Genomic DNA, 14,099 nt, shown 5'->3' on the forward strand with positions numbered 1-14,099 from the left:
AAAATATTTCTATAGATTTTTTTCACAATAAGGTGAAGCATTGGTTAATCTTGGATCAGGTCTATAGTTAAAAGTAGCAGAGCCCAAATAATTAACTTTCAGTGTAAGTTCATTACTGGTGCTTTTCGTAATGGTTTGCTTTAATCCATTCTGCATATACATCACACCATCAGCAATTTTAAGCTTTTCTAGGGTATTCGAATCACCATAACTTGAGCACATCAATCCGGTTCCATCACCATTGAATTTAAATGTCACCAGATAAGGTCCATTGTTGCCAGACCAATATCCATTTAATGAATTATCATTAGGTAAAATGGTGGTGAAGTTATTTTTTAGCATATCACTGGTAGGGCTGACGCACCCAACTAAACCCAAACATGCAAGCGCTGCAAATAGTACTTTTTTCATATGAATACCCTCTTATAAGTACTCACAAGATACTAATTTACCGAGCAAAAAGAAACCTCCCGAAGGAGGTTATCTTATTATCTGTCTTCCAGTGGCAACATTGGTTGAATCTTACTTTTAAGCTCTTCTAGCCTCTCTAGTGCCTGTGGCTTGTATTGTTTTCCGACCAGACTTAATGTTCGTCCAGCGTTGGATGCAATTTCAGTAAATTTATCAAGCTCCAGAGCAGCTTTGTTGAACTGATTTATTAAACCAAATGCGGTCTGGCGAAGCGTCTTCTCGCAATTGATAAAATAACGTCTAGCCATTTTACCCTGATCATTGCTTTCAACCATGGAAAGCTCTTTTGCCATATCAAGAGTAAGAAAATAATCCACGCTTCTTCGGTTTCCACCTCGCCCTTTTTTGATTTCGGAATTTACCGAAATCAAAACATAGTCGATATTTTCTTCAAAACCATAAGTTTTGATTCGGCTTTTAATCCAAGTGGCAAAACGATCTCCATTTTTAAGCCAGCCATGCAAAGTGCGAGCATCCACACATGGCTGCAACTCTCCATCAATCTCATGCTCAATTACAGGAACAAGGTTTTCGGTTTGAACAATTGCATTCATGCTGCACACTCCTCTGCAAAAAGTGACGCCAGTTGTGGTGAAAACTCTTTAAAGAATTCAAATTCCTCCAAGCATTCATCTTGTGAGTCGTTTGCAATTCCAGATGCTAAACGTGCTAGGGTTTCGGCTGTTGAGTGCTTGCTAGACTTTTCGGCAATTACACCCGCCAAGGCTTGCAACTCAGCAAATCTAAATTTTGCTGTACGAATTGACTCAAGTAAGCGCAATAATTGGTGTTCACTGATCTGAACTTGCTTACCTTTGGAAAAATGGGTTATATTGGACATAGTTAATATTCCTTTGTTAGCGCAAATAACCTTGTTTAATCTTGGCGGATGGCAAGGTTTTTTTGTGCCTGTTAATTTCATGCTTTCGCACTCTTTTGGTTTTGTTTAAGCCATTCTTCAACAATAGTATTCAACTGTGCTGTCAAAGAACGACGGTTTTCTGCTGCTGCCTTTTTCAGCCCATCTATATTTTCATGAGCCATTCGGACATTTAACTGCTTGTCATGTCGTGTCATTTTCACTCCTTTTAAAGTGTTTTGCTTTATAGCGTTTTAATTTATAGCAAAATACTTTATTGAAGTAAAGCGTTTTGCTATATATCATTAAAATAATTTCACACCTTACTGAACTGCTATGGCTCAAGAATATTCACAAGTAAACTTCAGAATACCTTCGAAGCTAAAAGAGGATATAGAAAAGGCAGCTTCCGCCAATAACCGTTCAATCACATCTGAACTCGTATCTCGGCTTGAAGAAAGCTTTAAACGTGACACTGGAAGCATTGCAGACTATGAAAAAACCGTGCAAAAAATGCTCTTCAATGTAATGGCTAATCTACATAAAGAAGGCGTTCAAATCGAAGTTATAGATGAAGCTATGGATAAGGCTATTAATGACATTGATTGTGAGGATGAAAAGAAACCAACCTAAGCTGATTTCTTCTTGATGGCTAACATCCGCTCTTCTTCAAAATTCAATTCAGGCGCTTCTTCATGCGGCATAAAGTCATGCGGATCAACATCACTGCCCTCTTTAACTTTAAATCGAGTGTAATGCGCCATCCATCCGCCAAAGCTTTGCTCAATCCTACGCCCTGTGAAGAGTGAGCCGCGTTTATTTCTAAATGCAGCCCATTGTGAAACCTCAGCATTAGTCATATTTAACTTGGCTTCAGTAATCGTGCGGCCACCAACCCCATTCAAAACCAGTTCACACCAGAATTCATCATCCAGTGTTAGTCTGACTTTCCCTCTTCATCTAGAGGCGCTTTTTCAATACCAAGAATCGCATTGAAAATTGCTGAAGCTAGTGATTGAGTAAAGTTTGCAGCAACTTGTTTTTTGGTTAAATAAGCCTTGCCGCTTTCATCAACCAAAGCAGCAGAAATCCATTCAGCAACCACATCTTCCCCTTTATTCAAGCGAGTAAATAGTGGCTCTGTCACAGCATAAGGCAATTGTTTAATAGAGATTTCGACAGTTTCTTTTTTGCCGAAATGCTTAAATTCAACAGTCTTGTTATGGATTTCACTTACAAGTGAGCCTTGAATGATTTCATTTAACTTCACGGAGTCACCACCTTAAATTCATCAGTCACTTCAGTTTGACGCTTCATTGGCACTGTATGGTTTACTAGAGCGTCAGCATCAAATACTGGTGAGCCTTTACGCAGAATTGCACGGAAAGACGACCATGTTCGATCTGTTGGCAGAGTTACGGTACTGCCACTAACGGTCGGTGGCACATTACCATCAGACCAACCCACATAAATACCCACTTCTGCACGCTCAGCCGCAAGCTGCAGTAAGGTCATGTGAGTTGCGTTTTTAGGATCAGTATCAATCTGAATTGAACCCTCACCTGGTGTGGTCAAACCCCAATCCGAAGTTGCTGTGGTTTCTTCTTCTAGACAAGTTGTATTGATTTCAGTGGTACTGTCATCGCCAAGCACTAGAGCTTTAATACAATCCATCTTTGTTAGTGTTGGAGTATCGCCATGTAAAATCCATACTTGCGTACCCTGAGATAAAACACCTTTCTTCGCCATGAGTAGCTACTCCTCAATTTTAGGCATAAAAAAGCACCTGTTTAGGTGCTATGTAAAAAATAAATTTGTTTATCGATCCAAAAACCAATTCGCATCAAAGCCGCGTCCGAAAATATTGGTATCAGCAATGCGCTCAAAATGGTTTGGGTGAATGTTGGTGACATAACAGTGTGGCTCTAAAGCCTTACGAATTGCTTCTCGAATATCCGATGCTCTTTTCTGCTGGGTGTCGTAAACCACAATCTGGAATGACACATGATCAAGGTTAGCCGGACAATCCAGATGGTTTTCAGGGTTTGCTGTGACTACTGACCAGACCGCATAGGGATATGGCGTTTTATGTGGTGCAATATCCTCAAATACCCTCAAGGGATTAGTGCCGAGCAATGCTGTGACTGCTGAAGCCAATTTTAGTGTCGGAACTACAGGTAAAATATTCATAATTTTGCGAGTTCCTTGTCGATTTCTTTATTGAAGTTTTCAGCAAAGCTATTTGTTACGGCTTGGACGTTGTTTTGTAAGGCTGGGCGCATAAAAGGCGTTGGTGGAAAATGTGAAGCCCCGAACTCTATCCAACGCCAGTGCCGCGTATCCCCACCACTTGTTTTAGGTGGATTTGGATTTGAGAATGACGCACCACCTCGCACACCGACACGCATCACCACTTCATTTGGGTTTCGTGTTTTACCTGCGGCAATGGCAATATTTTTCCAAATCTTTTCGCTTGTTTGTGGGTCATCTATTGCTTTTGCGCCTGATCGAGCCGCATCACGTACAATTGCCATAGCTTTACGAGCAGAGCGCCGAGCAGCATTCTTCATCAAGCGAGGATTACCAAGTCTTTTAAGCTTTTCCTGAACTTCATCCAAGCCTTCAATATTGAATTCTACTGACATGGCTTACTCCACTAGCGACAACTCCAGTGTCATATAAATTCGACCGTTTTCATTGTCGGGTTTAGGTGGTGACACGATCTGGAAAGTCTGACCATCAAATAAAATGCGCATGCTTGAATCGATATCATCACGCTTGCGCAGTTTTAATCGAGCTGTCGTTTCTGATCCTGCGGCTTTGGCATTAATGGAGTCTTTGACAGATAAGAAATCCAACTTTCCCCAAAGCTTTTTAAATTCAGTCCAAGCTTCGGTTTCATAGTTGTATTCATCATAGGTCGTGGTTTTATGCTGAACCGTAACACGGTGGCATAGTTCGCCTGCACGTTGGGACATATCACACCCCCATATTCCGGTAAGGCTGAATTAGCGACCAGTACCCTAAAGGCAATTCAATTGTTGCCTGAGTGGTGGCTTCCCGATTGGCATAAAGATGTGCCACAAAGAGAAGCCGTGCAGCATCTAAGGCTCTGTTATCAACCAGATCATTTTCGTTTACTCGCTCAGCCTCGGTTGCGATAACTTTGCGGTCTAAATGTGCTTGGATTTGCTCATTGGCAGCATCGATATATGCCTGTATCAAAGTATCTTCATCATCATGATCCACACGACAATGCAACTTAGCTTTTGCGAGATCAATCATTCTGGTTTGGCCTGTTTTGCTGTGGTTTTGGTTGTTTTGGGTTTTGGCTCTTCTACGGATTCAACTAAAACACCCTTATCAACTAAGTGTTTCACATCCGCTGGATTTGCTGTGCGCTTATCACCAGTCTGGTAATACTTATCCCCATAGTGCTCGCGCTTAACATCGTATTCAGTCATGACTATCTCCTAATAAATAAGGGCCAGCATTTTGGCCCTTATTAGATTTGACATTAACCGCCAGCAACTGCTGGGGTAATATCACCATAGATAAACGCTTCTGGACGATAAACCGCCAACGCTAGACGCTCTTCCGCAAGAATGGTCACCAAGTTTTTAACAAAGTCGTCTTCGTTCTCGGTTGCCACTTCAACACGTGAAGCCCAGCGATCAAAGATTTGAGCACCCATTGAGAAAGCACCAGTCAGGAATTTACCCGCAGCAATCGCCTGTGTTTCTGCAACTGGGAGACCCCACAGAGTTGGGTTTAGGTTGCCTTGTGGGTTGCCTATGATGTACTGACCAGATGTGTCTTTCAGCGTTTCAATTGCTGCCCAATCAATCGGGTTCAATACATGACCACTTGCAGGATATTCTGCGAGAATTGCTTGAAGCATTGCGAAGCGCAGAGTATCAAGCTTGCTTTCTGCTGTAGTGGTTACACCTGTAGGGCGAACATAGGCAGATGCTTGCGGAATAATACCTAACAAGTTTTGACCAGTACCATCACCATTTAAAATTTGCTGTTCTTCTTTGAAAGCCAAGCCATAGCGTAAGCGACCATCGATATAAGACTGCAATTGCGATGCGTCATCCAAGATTTGGCGTGATGCCTTCATGTAATGAGCAATAACTTTTGCGGTAGTTGATTTAAGATCGAATTTGATATCTGATTCAGGTTTTTTCGCACCCTCAGCAACCATTCCAGCGTTGTTTGTGAAGCCAGTTTCTTGAACAAATTCAAGAGCATTACCATCCATGCGACCCTGCATTAACAGGTCACGAATCGTAAGCTTACGATCCTGTGGAGCAATAATGCCTGGAATGCGTGTGGCTTGTACTAGATCACCAGCCGAACCTGCGGCATCCGTGGTTGCTGAAGTAATGGTGGCTTTAATTTCAAGGTTTGCTTTGCCGCGCTGTCCAGCCGAACCAACCAGTGATTTAAACTGATCAGAATCTACAAATTGACGGCCAAGAGATTTGACCTCATCGTCACCTTCATGTGGGCGACGTGCAGCTTTTTGCTCAACTTCATCAATACGGGCTTTAAGCTCGTTTAATTTAGTGATTGCTTCATCCGCAGTCTGCTTTGCGCCTTCGGCAATTTTGTCGCCATGCTCACGCTTGCCTTTGAAGTCTTCAGCAATACCTTTAACTTCATCGACTTGTTTTTTAAACTCTTGAGCGAGTTGTTCTAAATTTTGATCAGTCATTCTGACTTCCTCTTAAAATATTTAATGCGGTAGAGATAGATTTCGCTTGTAGTTTTTCATCTTCAGACTCGCTCAAAAGATGGCGCAGACCCTTGCCAGCGATTGCAGTGGCTTGCGTTTTTGAAAAGCCTGACTCTCTCAGGAACTTTTCGAATTCTGGTAAAGATGGTAATTCGCCTTCTTCTAATTTGGATTTCACAGAAATAACTGTGCTTTTCTCATTGGCTGGCGTGGTGACAATTGAGATTTCACCCAAATCCAACTCAATCAACTCACGAATATCTGTGTTTTCGTTGTAGCTGGATTTAACTGTGCGGTAGCCAATGCTTAAACCGTCAATCGCACCAGCTTTCAAGAGGGCATGTGTAGACTTTGCTTTTGGAACATCATCAACCAGCAATTTACCTTCGACATACAATCCTTTTTCATCTTCAATCAGCTTGGTATAAACCCCGATAGGCTCATTGGTGCTGTGGTTCCAGAGCACTGGCGGGAATTTCCCCTTGTCAGACCACTTGGCCAAAGTATTCTTAAATGCACCCGGCAAAATAATGTCGTTGTACCAGTCTAAGTTCCCAAAAACCGCACCATAGCCCGAAAAAAAACCGTCCTCTTGGACGGCTTTTATCTCTAAATTAAAACTTTTTCTATTCATTTGTTTCACCTTTATCGGCGCCCAATGGAACCATTTGCATCTGAACCATTAACTTGTCTGCGGTTGGGTCGTCAGCTCTTGGCATATCCTCAAGCTCTCGCACTTCATTGCGGGTATATAAGCCGTTCTGAGTCATCTTCACGTAGAAGTCAGCTCTTGCTGTATTGTTGGCACGTAGCAACCCATCAACCGCAAATTTAGGGCGATAAAGATACTTCTCGTGTGGTGGCAACAACTTCCGAGCGATTGTTTGCTCATATCGAACCAGTTGTGGGTTTAATGAGTAAGTAAGAAAGCCCTGATTGGTTTGCTCTAAGCTTGATGCCCATGAGCTGGCTTTGTTTGTGTGGCCGATTAACTGAGGTGGCACACCAAAAGCACGGCAGATTTCCTCAATACCAAAATAACGACTTTCTAGCAGTTGCGCATCAACCGGATTGATTCGGATATTTGAAGCACTGGCGACTTTCATGCCTGCTTCAAGCACCATATATTTGCCAGCGTTCTCAGGCCGACTGAACATGGATAGGCTTTCACGTAAAGAATGGCGCTGCTCTTTGGTAAGTGTTGCTTCTCCACTCTCAAGAAAACCACCGACCTTCAAACCATTTTTGAACCAGTCCTGCGCCTGATTATTAGCATCAAACTGCATGCCAATCGTCTGAGCAAAGAATTGAATCGCCGATAACCCCACATATCCATCCAAGGTAAAGCCTTTGAAATGCAGAATCTCATCGTCGGTATAGATTTTAACTTTGCCGTTTTCAGTGTAGTGATATTCAAAGCTTCCGTCTTTCAGGCGCTTTTTAACCATTTCGCTAGGAAATAATGGCTCAAGTGAGATAACACTGCGATTATTGCGGCGAGAAATATAGCTGTACGCATTACCCCATAAATCCAAGCACGCTGACTGAATCTGCCAAAACTCACTCGCACACATGTCTGCGTTGGGTGAATCATGCAGAATTCGATATAATTCGTGGTCTTTGGCAATCTTTTTTTCCGAATCGTACAGATGTAGAGGTAAGGTTGAGATTGTTTCAGCTCGCAACTTTACGCATGCCCATACTGCAGAAAGCTTTAATGCTGTCTCAGGGTTGACTACCGCACCGCCCGCAGACAGATAGCTGTCAACCGGGTATGATGTATCCCCTTTCTTTAATTGAGTTTTTCCAGTCAATCGTGACCAGAAGCGAGACCAAAATCCCGTGTCTTGTAAGTCGCTCATGCTATCACGATGTCCTCTAAATATCCGTCAATGTCATATTTTTTAACTTCCGGTGCCAGACTCATAAGTGCCACCGCGTTAAATGTCGCAATCAATGGGTCAATCTTCCCAACACCCGATTCCTGTTTGCTGATCATCATGCCGTTACCCTTCACGACGGCACGCGCATTCCCAACACACCAGGTCATTAAGCCTTGGCCCGTATGGTAAAGATTTCCTTCAGCTAGTTTTCGTTCTGTAGTGAGGATATAGCCCATCAACTTAAAGCCTTGAGGTACTGCAATAAGCTTATCTTCTGGAATACCAGCATCAAGCAAACCATCAAGCAGACCGCCTAGACCAAGTGGATCCAAGCCAATCTTATCGAGTTTGCCAGAGTCGAAGCACTTCTTCGCAATTGCTGCCAATTGGTCAATATCATCACCGATACGCTCAACAATCGTTAGACTGCCTTCCTTTTCATAATCAGCGTACTTTGGCGCATTCTCTTTGCGTCGCTCAACTGCAGTTTTATTGCACCAAGCATGATTCCAGAGCCACCATTTACGGCTTTTCGCATGACGACCAAGTACAGCGAAGCCGAGCAAGTCATCAAGACCACCACCATCTATACCGTTAGTGATAACGTCAGATTGCTCAATCAATTTATCCAATGTGAATTGTTTAGATTGTTGTAGCCAGTATTCAGCACCAGCCCAGCGGTTGGCACGGAGGTTTAGGCCAATTGGTACATTTAAATGCTTTGCTAAAAAGTCACGCAGCGATTCTTCGCCAGCATCCTTGACCTTCTCAAACTCGTTAATCAGGTAATCAAGATCAACCGATGCGCCCAAGTTTGGATTGGTGACATAGAAGTTTTCAGGTTTTAAGTGCTCACCTGCCTCAAGCATCCACTCAGGAAACTCGTAAATCAGCGGCAAGAACTGAGGATTGACCTTTACACCGTCCCGAATATCACGCGCATAATCTAGCAATTGCTTGAACACACCGCATGGCGTTTCATCTGACATGGTAGACAGATAAATCACACAACCTTCGGGCCGTGATGCCAGACCACCTTTTGCCTCTCGAAACATCGATTCAGCGTTTGAGCGCTTCCCAAACAACCAAACTTCGTCAATTAGGATGATTGAAGCCTTTTTACCTGCAGCAGCATTACTTTCCGCAGCAATCACTTTTAAGGTTGTATTCGTACCTAAGTGAGTGACTGTTTTGGTGTGCTCAGAGATATTGAACATTTCCTGAAGCTCAGGATCTGCCTTAATAAAGTCCCGGATTGGGTTAAATGAGTTGTCTGCAACTTCTTTTGTTGGTGCCAGAATGATGAGCTCAGCCGACATACGATCATTTAAGATCAAGGCCACCATCATGATTCCAGCTGCAATCGTTGACTTGGTGTTTTTCTTGGAGATCAGCAGGAAGAATTCACGGATTAAACGCTTCTTCTGTTCTGGATCGTAGGCACCAAAGATGGCGCGTACAAATTCAATCACCCATGGCAATGTGACTTCACCCATTTTCGGGCTACCCATCACATCCACCAGAATTAATTCTTTAAAGATCCGCTCTGCTACATCGGCCACTTCTGGAAAAAGCGGCTCACACGGCATCATGGATTCTTTATTGACAATGCGTAACGCCCAATCTGGGCACGCTGTTGTCCAGGTTGGGAGCATTGCTGACATAAATTACCTATTAAACTTGGATGGCAAGTTGCGAACCCTTGCTTGTGAAATTCAGCACAATGTGTGAGTTTTCTTACGGTACTCAGCTCAAACCTGATAGCTCATGCGCATTCACCTCGCCTCGCTAGCCATTGTGCATACTTGCCGTATCGCCTACGGATTCACCCAAAACTGGCGCATTAAAAAACCACCCGAAGGTGGCTTAAATTACTTCTATTGAAAATCCTGTATTTTTAAACTTAATCGTTTGGTCTCTCTTTTCAGAGTAATCAATACCAATCCAAATTGGCTGACTTTCTTGTTTTGTCTTAAACTCACCAAACAAAAATTGCTGTCTCCCTTGCGGTGTCATTGCAAAGTATTTGTCTGATAATTCACTTATCAAGTCTTCAGGATTAAACGGCATATTAAAAGGCATGATTAGCTCCTCAACTGTGAACCCAATGTTCCAAACTTTCCACCTTGAGTGGCTTAAATTGGTTTTACTTCGATATTTTGGCTATAAGCTTCCTTCCATACGCCATTTACGTGAACGTGCCACTTCCTACTTTTATTCTTAGCATACGCCCAGCCAAACATTGTTTTTGCAAGATGCGTTGCACCTTTTGGTTTTGTAATCATAACTACCTCAACTAGGCAATTGGTTATTCAAAGTGCCAAACTTGCCTGACTTTGTTGCAGCCTTGGCTGCATCTTCTTTGGTTTCTTTCTTGCCTTTCTCGGCAACCTTGCCATGTACATAAGGCAAAGCAGCTTTTGCGGCATTAAATCGCAAGAACATATCGTCACTTTTATTCATGACATCAATCAGGAATTGCAGCGGATCATCTTTTGCATAATCCTCATCATCCAAAGGGTTGTCATCTTCATGAGTGCTGACTGATTTAACTTTCGGTTTTTCAGAAGTTAAACTTCGACCCTCTTTGTCGGCCTTTAACTTTTCAATATGGACAATAATTTCAGGGTCTTTTCTTAATTTAGAGCCTTGTTGGGATGCTGTCTTTTCTGCATAACCTGCTGAAATTGCAGCTTCTTTGTTGCTTAAGCCGTCAACAACGGCCTGAGCAAACTTTTTCATTTTTTCGCTTAGTGCCATTGGTTAACCTTTAACTTTTCGCTTTAACTTTTGCTGAAATGGGAAATTTTTTTATAAGTGAGAGGGCGCGTGGTCTAGAGTTTTCATTTCTCTCAAACAAAACATATCCCCCCAGGTATTGCTAGATTAACTGGTAAATTTTATCGCTTTTTAATCTATTACAACTTCTACACGCGCAACGAAGATTTGATTCAACATGAAGACCACCCTTGCTTAGTGGCACAACATGATCAACCTCTGGCGCATTACTCTCATAGGTCCCACGCAACTCTTTCGGTGTATGCACACCACACAAATAACAACGCCAACTATCCCTGTTTAAGATAGCTATTGGGTCTACTGATTCAACAGACAAAGCATTCCTTTTTAAAGCATCACGCCTTGCTCTTTTAGCTCGATATCGAGGTGTGGTTCTCTCAAGCTTGTTCTCACAACTCTTAGAGCAAAACTTTCTAATAGGGCCTTGATATGGTGCTTCACAGAATCCACCGCAAACCACACAAAAAGAAACTCTAATGTGTGCCTCTGCTATAGATGTAAATGACTCTCGAGCAATCTTACCTTGCGATGCTATGTGTTCATTTCTGCATAATGATGAGCAGAACTTTGATTGGCCCTGCTTTCTAACAAAGCTATTGCCGCATTGAATGCACTGTTTAACAGTCTCAACTTTATTTAGTTGATACTTGTATTTATCTCTGCATGGAGTAGAGCAGCAAGTGGAGCTTGATCTCTTGGGTGTGAATAGATTATTGCAAACCAAACATAAAGCGAAAGGTTTACTATCGCTAGAAAAAAATGCAGAATTGTCAGCAGTCATGTTGTTACCTCATATAACAATGTGATCAAAAGCCCTTTAAGATTGCAGTCTTTTAGGGCTTTGTTTTGTTTAATAATTATACCACAATACTACATATATCCTTGTTTTATTTCTTCTTTTGCCTTAATTGAATCATGGCAGTATTTGCATAACGGCTGCCAATTCTTCTCATCCCAGAACAGTGTTTTATCTCCCTTATGCGGGATAATATGATCGACCACAGTTGCTTCAGTTACTCGACCAAATCTGTTCTCACAATACGTACATAACGGATTAGCCTGAAGGAACCTTGCTCTGGCCTTTCTCCAGTCATGGTTATAAAGTTTCTGGAATTGATTGCGAAACCCTGTCTGGACCACTTCACGTCTCGGTGTCTTCGGCGTCATTGCCTGCAATTTGGTTTGGAGTCTTGGGAGTTTCATGAATCAAGGTACTCATGCCGACTTGGCTCGTCCTCGTCGGGATTTAACTGGAGTAACAGCTCCTGTATCTGACTGCTCTGTGTCACCACTATCTGAATCAACTGACTGTTCTGCTGCAGCACTTGATTGTTCTGTTTTACGATCTCGGTTAGTAAGTCGAGCAATTGCTTTTGTGATGGATTCTTTTGAGTTGTCATACATTGCCTTTAGTTTCTGTCTGCGTTGTTCACAACCTTCACATGCCATAGTTATTCCCTCAAATACATCAAATCATCAGGTACAGTTAAATACACACCAAGCGTCACACTAGCGAACGCATGAACCTTGTCGCAAAACTCAGTGAATTGTTTTTTATTAAGCTTGCTAGACTTCACATGATCTTGAATAAACATCTTAACCACGCGATTGTATTTAGCTGTGTGAGTAAGCTTCTCTTGCCCATCAAGCAATCGCAACACATCACGATAACCCATCACAGCCTCGTAAGCTTCCGCTGCCGCCTCACTATCCCTAACACACATACGAGCTAAGAATTTCTTCTTCATCTCGTACTTAATTGTTTCAGGCTCATCACCTGTATGCTTGGCCAATTGACCAAACCACATATGCAATAAACGATTCTGCGCTTTACTCCGGTCATCTTCTTTTTGATCAATCCGAACAACTAAAGGCTTTCCATCATTAATCGCCTGATTGTAATTGGTATGCATGAAGTTAATGGCTTTGGTGATGTCAGCATGACTCTGGATAGGAAACACGGCTTTTTGCATTTCCTGCTCCAATAAATTATTTAAAACAATTCAATCCGACTAACAAGCAATGTGTAATACCAATTCATTGCATCATGCTGCTCGTTTAACAAAGCCCAATTCTTATCATCAATGAAAGTTGGCTGCCCTTTTTGCAGAAAATCACGCAACTTATCAAGTCGTTCTTTGAGTTGATCTTTTTCTTCAACTACGCGCTGTTCATGTGGTTGTAGTTCTTTATTACTCATTTTCTTCTCACAAAAAAAGAGCCCCATGGCTCAGTTAAAAAATCTCTTTATCTGTTTGATTCAACATCCGATCCACTCTCACCAACCACTGATCAAACATTGCTTCACTCTCTGCCCGATTACCCAACTGGAAAGTATCAAACTGGAAATGGCATGAATGGCAGAGTGGCACCGTGAAATCGTCACTAGCTTTGATTGACCTACCCTTGCCATGCTTTGCTGAATTGGAATGCGCAGCCTGACTATCTGGATTACCACAACGCACACACGGCAGCTTTCTAATTTCAGCGAGTCGTTTTGGATCACGCATACAATGCTTCACGCAAATTCTTAATCCGCTCTTTCAGCTTAATCATGATTCCATCAATTGCCAGCATCTCATTTCGCGTCAAACCAGTGCGACTCAGATTCTGATATTTCGACAGCTCAGCACTGCAAAATTCTAAGTCGTGTTTTGCCTGTACTTTGTCTGTCATAGGTACCACCAATAAGAAAAGAAAAAGCCCACATTTCTGTGAGCCTTTACTATCAGTCTCTCCTGATCGTCATTTGCTTTCAAGTGGCTTGCGTATAGTTTTGCCACTATACAAAAAATATAGCTTAGCGACGGCTACGTGTCAATTCCTTTCTGTACTCATCTACATAAAAATCAATTTCTTCCATGAATCCTTCAAGGATATTTTCAGCCATATAGCTTAGGTACTTGTATCGCTTTCCGTAAGTATCAGCATTAACCTCCGTAATCCCAAAAAAATTAAGCTGACCTTGTGCTGTACGCTCACCTTTAAGTCGTGGTCGCAAGTTATAAAATACCGCCATTTTTGCCAATTTCAGACAAAATGCCTCAAGGTTGAACTTTTGGCGCTGCACCTTTTCCTCTGCTGCATAATGTAGAATTTTGGCAATGTAGCTGCACAGAATCTTAAACGCCTCTGTATTATCCCGATAATCACCCCACACCAATAATTCACAGTATGCTTTACATGCTGGGCATTCGATTGAAGCAATGGCACCGCAACGGTCTTCCCATGATGGACCCTTCTCACCAGTGCCTTTCGGATCTTCGGTGTATTCAATCGCTTTAAGGCCGATCTGAGTAAGCCACTCCAAATTTGTCATTTTTTCCGTTACTGCATTCATCCCTAT

General features: G+C 42.3%; 28 protein-coding genes. 1 reads left to right on the top strand and 27 read right to left on the bottom strand.

Annotation, left to right across the window (positions count from 1 at the left end; genetic code table 11):
- Positions 1-9: 9 nt before the first annotated feature.
- From FTU71_RS02840 to FTU71_RS02855, 4 genes are all read right to left on the bottom strand, one after another.
- A complete protein-coding gene (locus FTU71_RS02840; RefSeq protein ID WP_180111283.1) occupies positions 10-411 on the bottom strand; it encodes a J517_1871 family lipoprotein in 402 nt (133 codons plus the stop codon).
- Positions 412-488: 77 nt separating this feature from the next.
- Positions 489-1,025 carry an antA/AntB antirepressor family protein gene (locus FTU71_RS02845; RefSeq protein WP_180111284.1) on the bottom strand — a complete coding sequence of 179 codons (537 nt, stop codon included), beginning with the start codon at positions 1,023-1,025 and terminating at the stop codon, positions 489-491.
- Complete coding sequence (locus FTU71_RS02850) at positions 1,022-1,393, bottom strand: hypothetical protein (RefSeq protein ID WP_257222428.1); 372 nt, start codon at positions 1,391-1,393, stop codon at positions 1,022-1,024. Before FTU71_RS02850 ends, FTU71_RS02845 begins: the two co-directional genes overlap by 4 nt.
- Positions 1,390-1,548 (bottom strand): Arc family DNA-binding protein, encoded by a 159-nt coding sequence (locus FTU71_RS02855; RefSeq protein WP_005103718.1) that lies wholly within the window; start codon positions 1,546-1,548, stop codon positions 1,390-1,392. The genes FTU71_RS02850 and FTU71_RS02855 overlap by 4 nt, the downstream gene beginning before the upstream one ends.
- 118 nt (positions 1,549-1,666) lie before the next feature.
- Here FTU71_RS02855 and FTU71_RS14580 point away from each other — a divergent pair, with 118 nt between their 5' ends.
- Positions 1,667-1,963, top strand: coding sequence for an Arc family DNA-binding protein (locus tag FTU71_RS14580; RefSeq protein ID WP_257222429.1), 297 nt, complete (start codon positions 1,667-1,669; stop codon positions 1,961-1,963).
- Here the strand turns inward: FTU71_RS14580 and FTU71_RS02865 are convergent.
- The 23 genes from FTU71_RS02865 to FTU71_RS02975 all read right to left on the bottom strand — a co-directional run bounded on the left by FTU71_RS02865 (position 1,960) and on the right by FTU71_RS02975 (position 14,093).
- Positions 1,960-2,190: a hypothetical protein gene (locus tag FTU71_RS02865; RefSeq protein WP_180111286.1), complete on the bottom strand. Its 231-nt coding sequence runs from the start codon at positions 2,188-2,190 to the stop codon at positions 1,960-1,962. The two genes, FTU71_RS14580 and FTU71_RS02865, sit on opposite strands and share 4 nt — an antisense overlap.
- Before the next feature lie 77 nt (positions 2,191-2,267).
- Positions 2,268-2,600 carry a phage tail assembly chaperone family protein, TAC gene (locus FTU71_RS02870; RefSeq protein WP_179992015.1) on the bottom strand — a complete coding sequence of 111 codons (333 nt, stop codon included), beginning with the start codon at positions 2,598-2,600 and terminating at the stop codon, positions 2,268-2,270.
- Entirely contained in the window at positions 2,597-3,079 is a 483-nt protein-coding gene (locus FTU71_RS02875; protein ID WP_180111289.1) for a phage tail tube protein, read from the bottom strand. The genes FTU71_RS02870 and FTU71_RS02875 overlap by 4 nt, the downstream gene beginning before the upstream one ends.
- 69 nt (positions 3,080-3,148) lie before the next feature.
- A complete protein-coding gene (locus FTU71_RS02880; protein ID WP_180111291.1) occupies positions 3,149-3,520 on the bottom strand; it encodes a DUF3168 domain-containing protein in 372 nt (123 codons plus the stop codon).
- Positions 3,517-3,975, bottom strand: coding sequence for an HK97-gp10 family putative phage morphogenesis protein (locus FTU71_RS02885; protein ID WP_180111293.1), 459 nt, complete (start codon positions 3,973-3,975; stop codon positions 3,517-3,519). The genes FTU71_RS02880 and FTU71_RS02885 overlap by 4 nt, the downstream gene beginning before the upstream one ends.
- A 3-nt stretch (positions 3,976-3,978) precedes the next feature.
- Positions 3,979-4,308, bottom strand: a complete 330-nt coding sequence (locus FTU71_RS02890) for a phage head closure protein (protein ID WP_180111295.1) — start codon at positions 4,306-4,308, stop codon at positions 3,979-3,981.
- Position 4,309: 1 nt separating this feature from the next.
- On the bottom strand, positions 4,310-4,615 hold the full coding sequence (locus tag FTU71_RS02895; RefSeq protein WP_180111297.1) for a head-tail connector protein: 306 nt from the start codon (positions 4,613-4,615) through the stop codon (positions 4,310-4,312).
- The gene (locus FTU71_RS02900) at positions 4,612-4,794 is read right to left on the bottom strand and encodes a hypothetical protein (RefSeq protein ID WP_005400108.1); all 183 of its coding nucleotides are present in this window, start codon (positions 4,792-4,794) and stop codon (positions 4,612-4,614) included. The genes FTU71_RS02895 and FTU71_RS02900 overlap by 4 nt, the downstream gene beginning before the upstream one ends.
- Positions 4,795-4,847: 53 nt before the next feature.
- Positions 4,848-6,050 carry a phage major capsid protein gene (locus FTU71_RS02905; protein ID WP_180111300.1) on the bottom strand — a complete coding sequence of 401 codons (1,203 nt, stop codon included), beginning with the start codon at positions 6,048-6,050 and terminating at the stop codon, positions 4,848-4,850.
- Entirely contained in the window at positions 6,043-6,705 is a 663-nt protein-coding gene (locus FTU71_RS02910; protein WP_180111302.1) for an HK97 family phage prohead protease, read from the bottom strand. Before FTU71_RS02910 ends, FTU71_RS02905 begins: the two co-directional genes overlap by 8 nt.
- Positions 6,698-7,933: a phage portal protein gene (locus FTU71_RS02915; protein WP_180111304.1), complete on the bottom strand. Its 1,236-nt coding sequence runs from the start codon at positions 7,931-7,933 to the stop codon at positions 6,698-6,700. The genes FTU71_RS02910 and FTU71_RS02915 overlap by 8 nt, the downstream gene beginning before the upstream one ends.
- The gene (locus tag FTU71_RS02920; RefSeq protein ID WP_180111307.1) at positions 7,930-9,618 is read right to left on the bottom strand and encodes a terminase large subunit; all 1,689 of its coding nucleotides are present in this window, start codon (positions 9,616-9,618) and stop codon (positions 7,930-7,932) included. The genes FTU71_RS02915 and FTU71_RS02920 overlap by 4 nt, the downstream gene beginning before the upstream one ends.
- Positions 9,619-9,820: 202 nt before the next feature.
- Positions 9,821-10,036 (bottom strand): hypothetical protein, encoded by a 216-nt coding sequence (locus FTU71_RS02925; protein WP_180111309.1) that lies wholly within the window; start codon positions 10,034-10,036, stop codon positions 9,821-9,823.
- Between the two features lie 53 nt (positions 10,037-10,089).
- Positions 10,090-10,239 carry a hypothetical protein gene (locus FTU71_RS02930; RefSeq protein WP_180111311.1) on the bottom strand — a complete coding sequence of 50 codons (150 nt, stop codon included), beginning with the start codon at positions 10,237-10,239 and terminating at the stop codon, positions 10,090-10,092.
- Positions 10,240-10,246: 7 nt separating this feature from the next.
- Positions 10,247-10,714 carry a terminase small subunit gene (locus tag FTU71_RS02935; protein WP_180111313.1) on the bottom strand — a complete coding sequence of 156 codons (468 nt, stop codon included), beginning with the start codon at positions 10,712-10,714 and terminating at the stop codon, positions 10,247-10,249.
- 121 nt (positions 10,715-10,835) lie between these two features.
- Positions 10,836-11,534, bottom strand: a complete 699-nt coding sequence (locus FTU71_RS02940; RefSeq protein WP_180111315.1) for an HNH endonuclease — start codon at positions 11,532-11,534, stop codon at positions 10,836-10,838.
- An 89-nt stretch (positions 11,535-11,623) separates the two neighbouring features.
- Positions 11,624-11,956 carry an HNH endonuclease signature motif containing protein gene (locus tag FTU71_RS02945; protein ID WP_180111317.1) on the bottom strand — a complete coding sequence of 111 codons (333 nt, stop codon included), beginning with the start codon at positions 11,954-11,956 and terminating at the stop codon, positions 11,624-11,626.
- 12 nt (positions 11,957-11,968) lie between these two features.
- Entirely contained in the window at positions 11,969-12,202 is a 234-nt protein-coding gene (locus FTU71_RS02950; RefSeq protein WP_180111319.1) for a hypothetical protein, read from the bottom strand.
- Positions 12,203-12,204: 2 nt separating this feature from the next.
- On the bottom strand, positions 12,205-12,726 hold the full coding sequence (locus tag FTU71_RS02955) for a recombination protein NinB (protein WP_180111321.1): 522 nt from the start codon (positions 12,724-12,726) through the stop codon (positions 12,205-12,207).
- Positions 12,727-12,746: 20 nt separating this feature from the next.
- Positions 12,747-12,953 carry a hypothetical protein gene (locus FTU71_RS02960; protein ID WP_180111323.1) on the bottom strand — a complete coding sequence of 69 codons (207 nt, stop codon included), beginning with the start codon at positions 12,951-12,953 and terminating at the stop codon, positions 12,747-12,749.
- Between the two features lie 34 nt (positions 12,954-12,987).
- Positions 12,988-13,263, bottom strand: a complete 276-nt coding sequence (locus tag FTU71_RS02965) for a hypothetical protein (RefSeq protein WP_180111325.1) — start codon at positions 13,261-13,263, stop codon at positions 12,988-12,990.
- On the bottom strand, positions 13,256-13,429 hold the full coding sequence (locus FTU71_RS02970) for a hypothetical protein (protein ID WP_171406580.1): 174 nt from the start codon (positions 13,427-13,429) through the stop codon (positions 13,256-13,258). Before FTU71_RS02970 ends, FTU71_RS02965 begins: the two co-directional genes overlap by 8 nt.
- A gap of 124 nt (positions 13,430-13,553) precedes the next feature.
- Positions 13,554-14,093, bottom strand: coding sequence for a hypothetical protein (locus FTU71_RS02975; protein WP_180111327.1), 540 nt, complete (start codon positions 14,091-14,093; stop codon positions 13,554-13,556).
- Between the last annotated feature and the right edge of the window lie 6 nt (positions 14,094-14,099).

This window comes from Acinetobacter sp. YH12136, assembly GCF_013418545.1.
GTDB lineage: Bacteria > Pseudomonadota > Gammaproteobacteria > Pseudomonadales > Moraxellaceae > Acinetobacter > Acinetobacter towneri.

Coding starts and splice junctions, on each gene's coding strand:
- FTU71_RS02840 (WP_180111283.1), bottom strand. CDS start 411: ATGAAAAAAGTACTATTTGCAGCGCTTGCATGTTTGGGTTTAGTTGGG.
- FTU71_RS02845 (WP_180111284.1), bottom strand. CDS start 1,025: ATGAATGCAATTGTTCAAACCGAAAACCTTGTTCCTGTAATTGAGCAT.
- FTU71_RS02850 (WP_257222428.1), bottom strand. CDS start 1,393: ATGAAATTAACAGGCACAAAAAAACCTTGCCATCCGCCAAGATTAAAC.
- FTU71_RS02855 (WP_005103718.1), bottom strand. CDS start 1,548: ATGACACGACATGACAAGCAGTTAAATGTCCGAATGGCTCATGAAAAT.
- FTU71_RS14580 (WP_257222429.1), top strand. CDS start 1,667: ATGGCTCAAGAATATTCACAAGTAAACTTCAGAATACCTTCGAAGCTA.
- FTU71_RS02865 (WP_180111286.1), bottom strand. CDS start 2,190: ATGACTAATGCTGAGGTTTCACAATGGGCTGCATTTAGAAATAAACGC.
- FTU71_RS02875 (WP_180111289.1), bottom strand. CDS start 3,079: ATGGCGAAGAAAGGTGTTTTATCTCAGGGTACGCAAGTATGGATTTTA.
- FTU71_RS02880 (WP_180111291.1), bottom strand. CDS start 3,520: ATGAATATTTTACCTGTAGTTCCGACACTAAAATTGGCTTCAGCAGTC.
- FTU71_RS02885 (WP_180111293.1), bottom strand. CDS start 3,975: ATGTCAGTAGAATTCAATATTGAAGGCTTGGATGAAGTTCAGGAAAAG.
- FTU71_RS02890 (WP_180111295.1), bottom strand. CDS start 4,308: ATGTCCCAACGTGCAGGCGAACTATGCCACCGTGTTACGGTTCAGCAT.
- FTU71_RS02895 (WP_180111297.1), bottom strand. CDS start 4,615: ATGATTGATCTCGCAAAAGCTAAGTTGCATTGTCGTGTGGATCATGAT.
- FTU71_RS02900 (WP_005400108.1), bottom strand. CDS start 4,794: ATGACTGAATACGATGTTAAGCGCGAGCACTATGGGGATAAGTATTAC.
- FTU71_RS02905 (WP_180111300.1), bottom strand. CDS start 6,050: ATGACTGATCAAAATTTAGAACAACTCGCTCAAGAGTTTAAAAAACAA.
- FTU71_RS02910 (WP_180111302.1), bottom strand. CDS start 6,705: ATGAATAGAAAAAGTTTTAATTTAGAGATAAAAGCCGTCCAAGAGGAC.
- FTU71_RS02915 (WP_180111304.1), bottom strand. CDS start 7,933: ATGAGCGACTTACAAGACACGGGATTTTGGTCTCGCTTCTGGTCACGA.
- FTU71_RS02920 (WP_180111307.1), bottom strand. CDS start 9,618: ATGTCAGCAATGCTCCCAACCTGGACAACAGCGTGCCCAGATTGGGCG.
- FTU71_RS02925 (WP_180111309.1), bottom strand. CDS start 10,036: ATGCCTTTTAATATGCCGTTTAATCCTGAAGACTTGATAAGTGAATTA.
- FTU71_RS02930 (WP_180111311.1), bottom strand. CDS start 10,239: ATGATTACAAAACCAAAAGGTGCAACGCATCTTGCAAAAACAATGTTT.
- FTU71_RS02935 (WP_180111313.1), bottom strand. CDS start 10,714: ATGGCACTAAGCGAAAAAATGAAAAAGTTTGCTCAGGCCGTTGTTGAC.
- FTU71_RS02940 (WP_180111315.1), bottom strand. CDS start 11,534: ATGACTGCTGACAATTCTGCATTTTTTTCTAGCGATAGTAAACCTTTC.
- FTU71_RS02945 (WP_180111317.1), bottom strand. CDS start 11,956: ATGAAACTCCCAAGACTCCAAACCAAATTGCAGGCAATGACGCCGAAG.
- FTU71_RS02950 (WP_180111319.1), bottom strand. CDS start 12,202: ATGGCATGTGAAGGTTGTGAACAACGCAGACAGAAACTAAAGGCAATG.
- FTU71_RS02955 (WP_180111321.1), bottom strand. CDS start 12,726: ATGCAAAAAGCCGTGTTTCCTATCCAGAGTCATGCTGACATCACCAAA.
- FTU71_RS02960 (WP_180111323.1), bottom strand. CDS start 12,953: ATGAGTAATAAAGAACTACAACCACATGAACAGCGCGTAGTTGAAGAA.
- FTU71_RS02965 (WP_180111325.1), bottom strand. CDS start 13,263: ATGCGTGATCCAAAACGACTCGCTGAAATTAGAAAGCTGCCGTGTGTG.
- FTU71_RS02970 (WP_171406580.1), bottom strand. CDS start 13,429: ATGACAGACAAAGTACAGGCAAAACACGACTTAGAATTTTGCAGTGCT.
- FTU71_RS02975 (WP_180111327.1), bottom strand. CDS start 14,093: ATGAATGCAGTAACGGAAAAAATGACAAATTTGGAGTGGCTTACTCAG.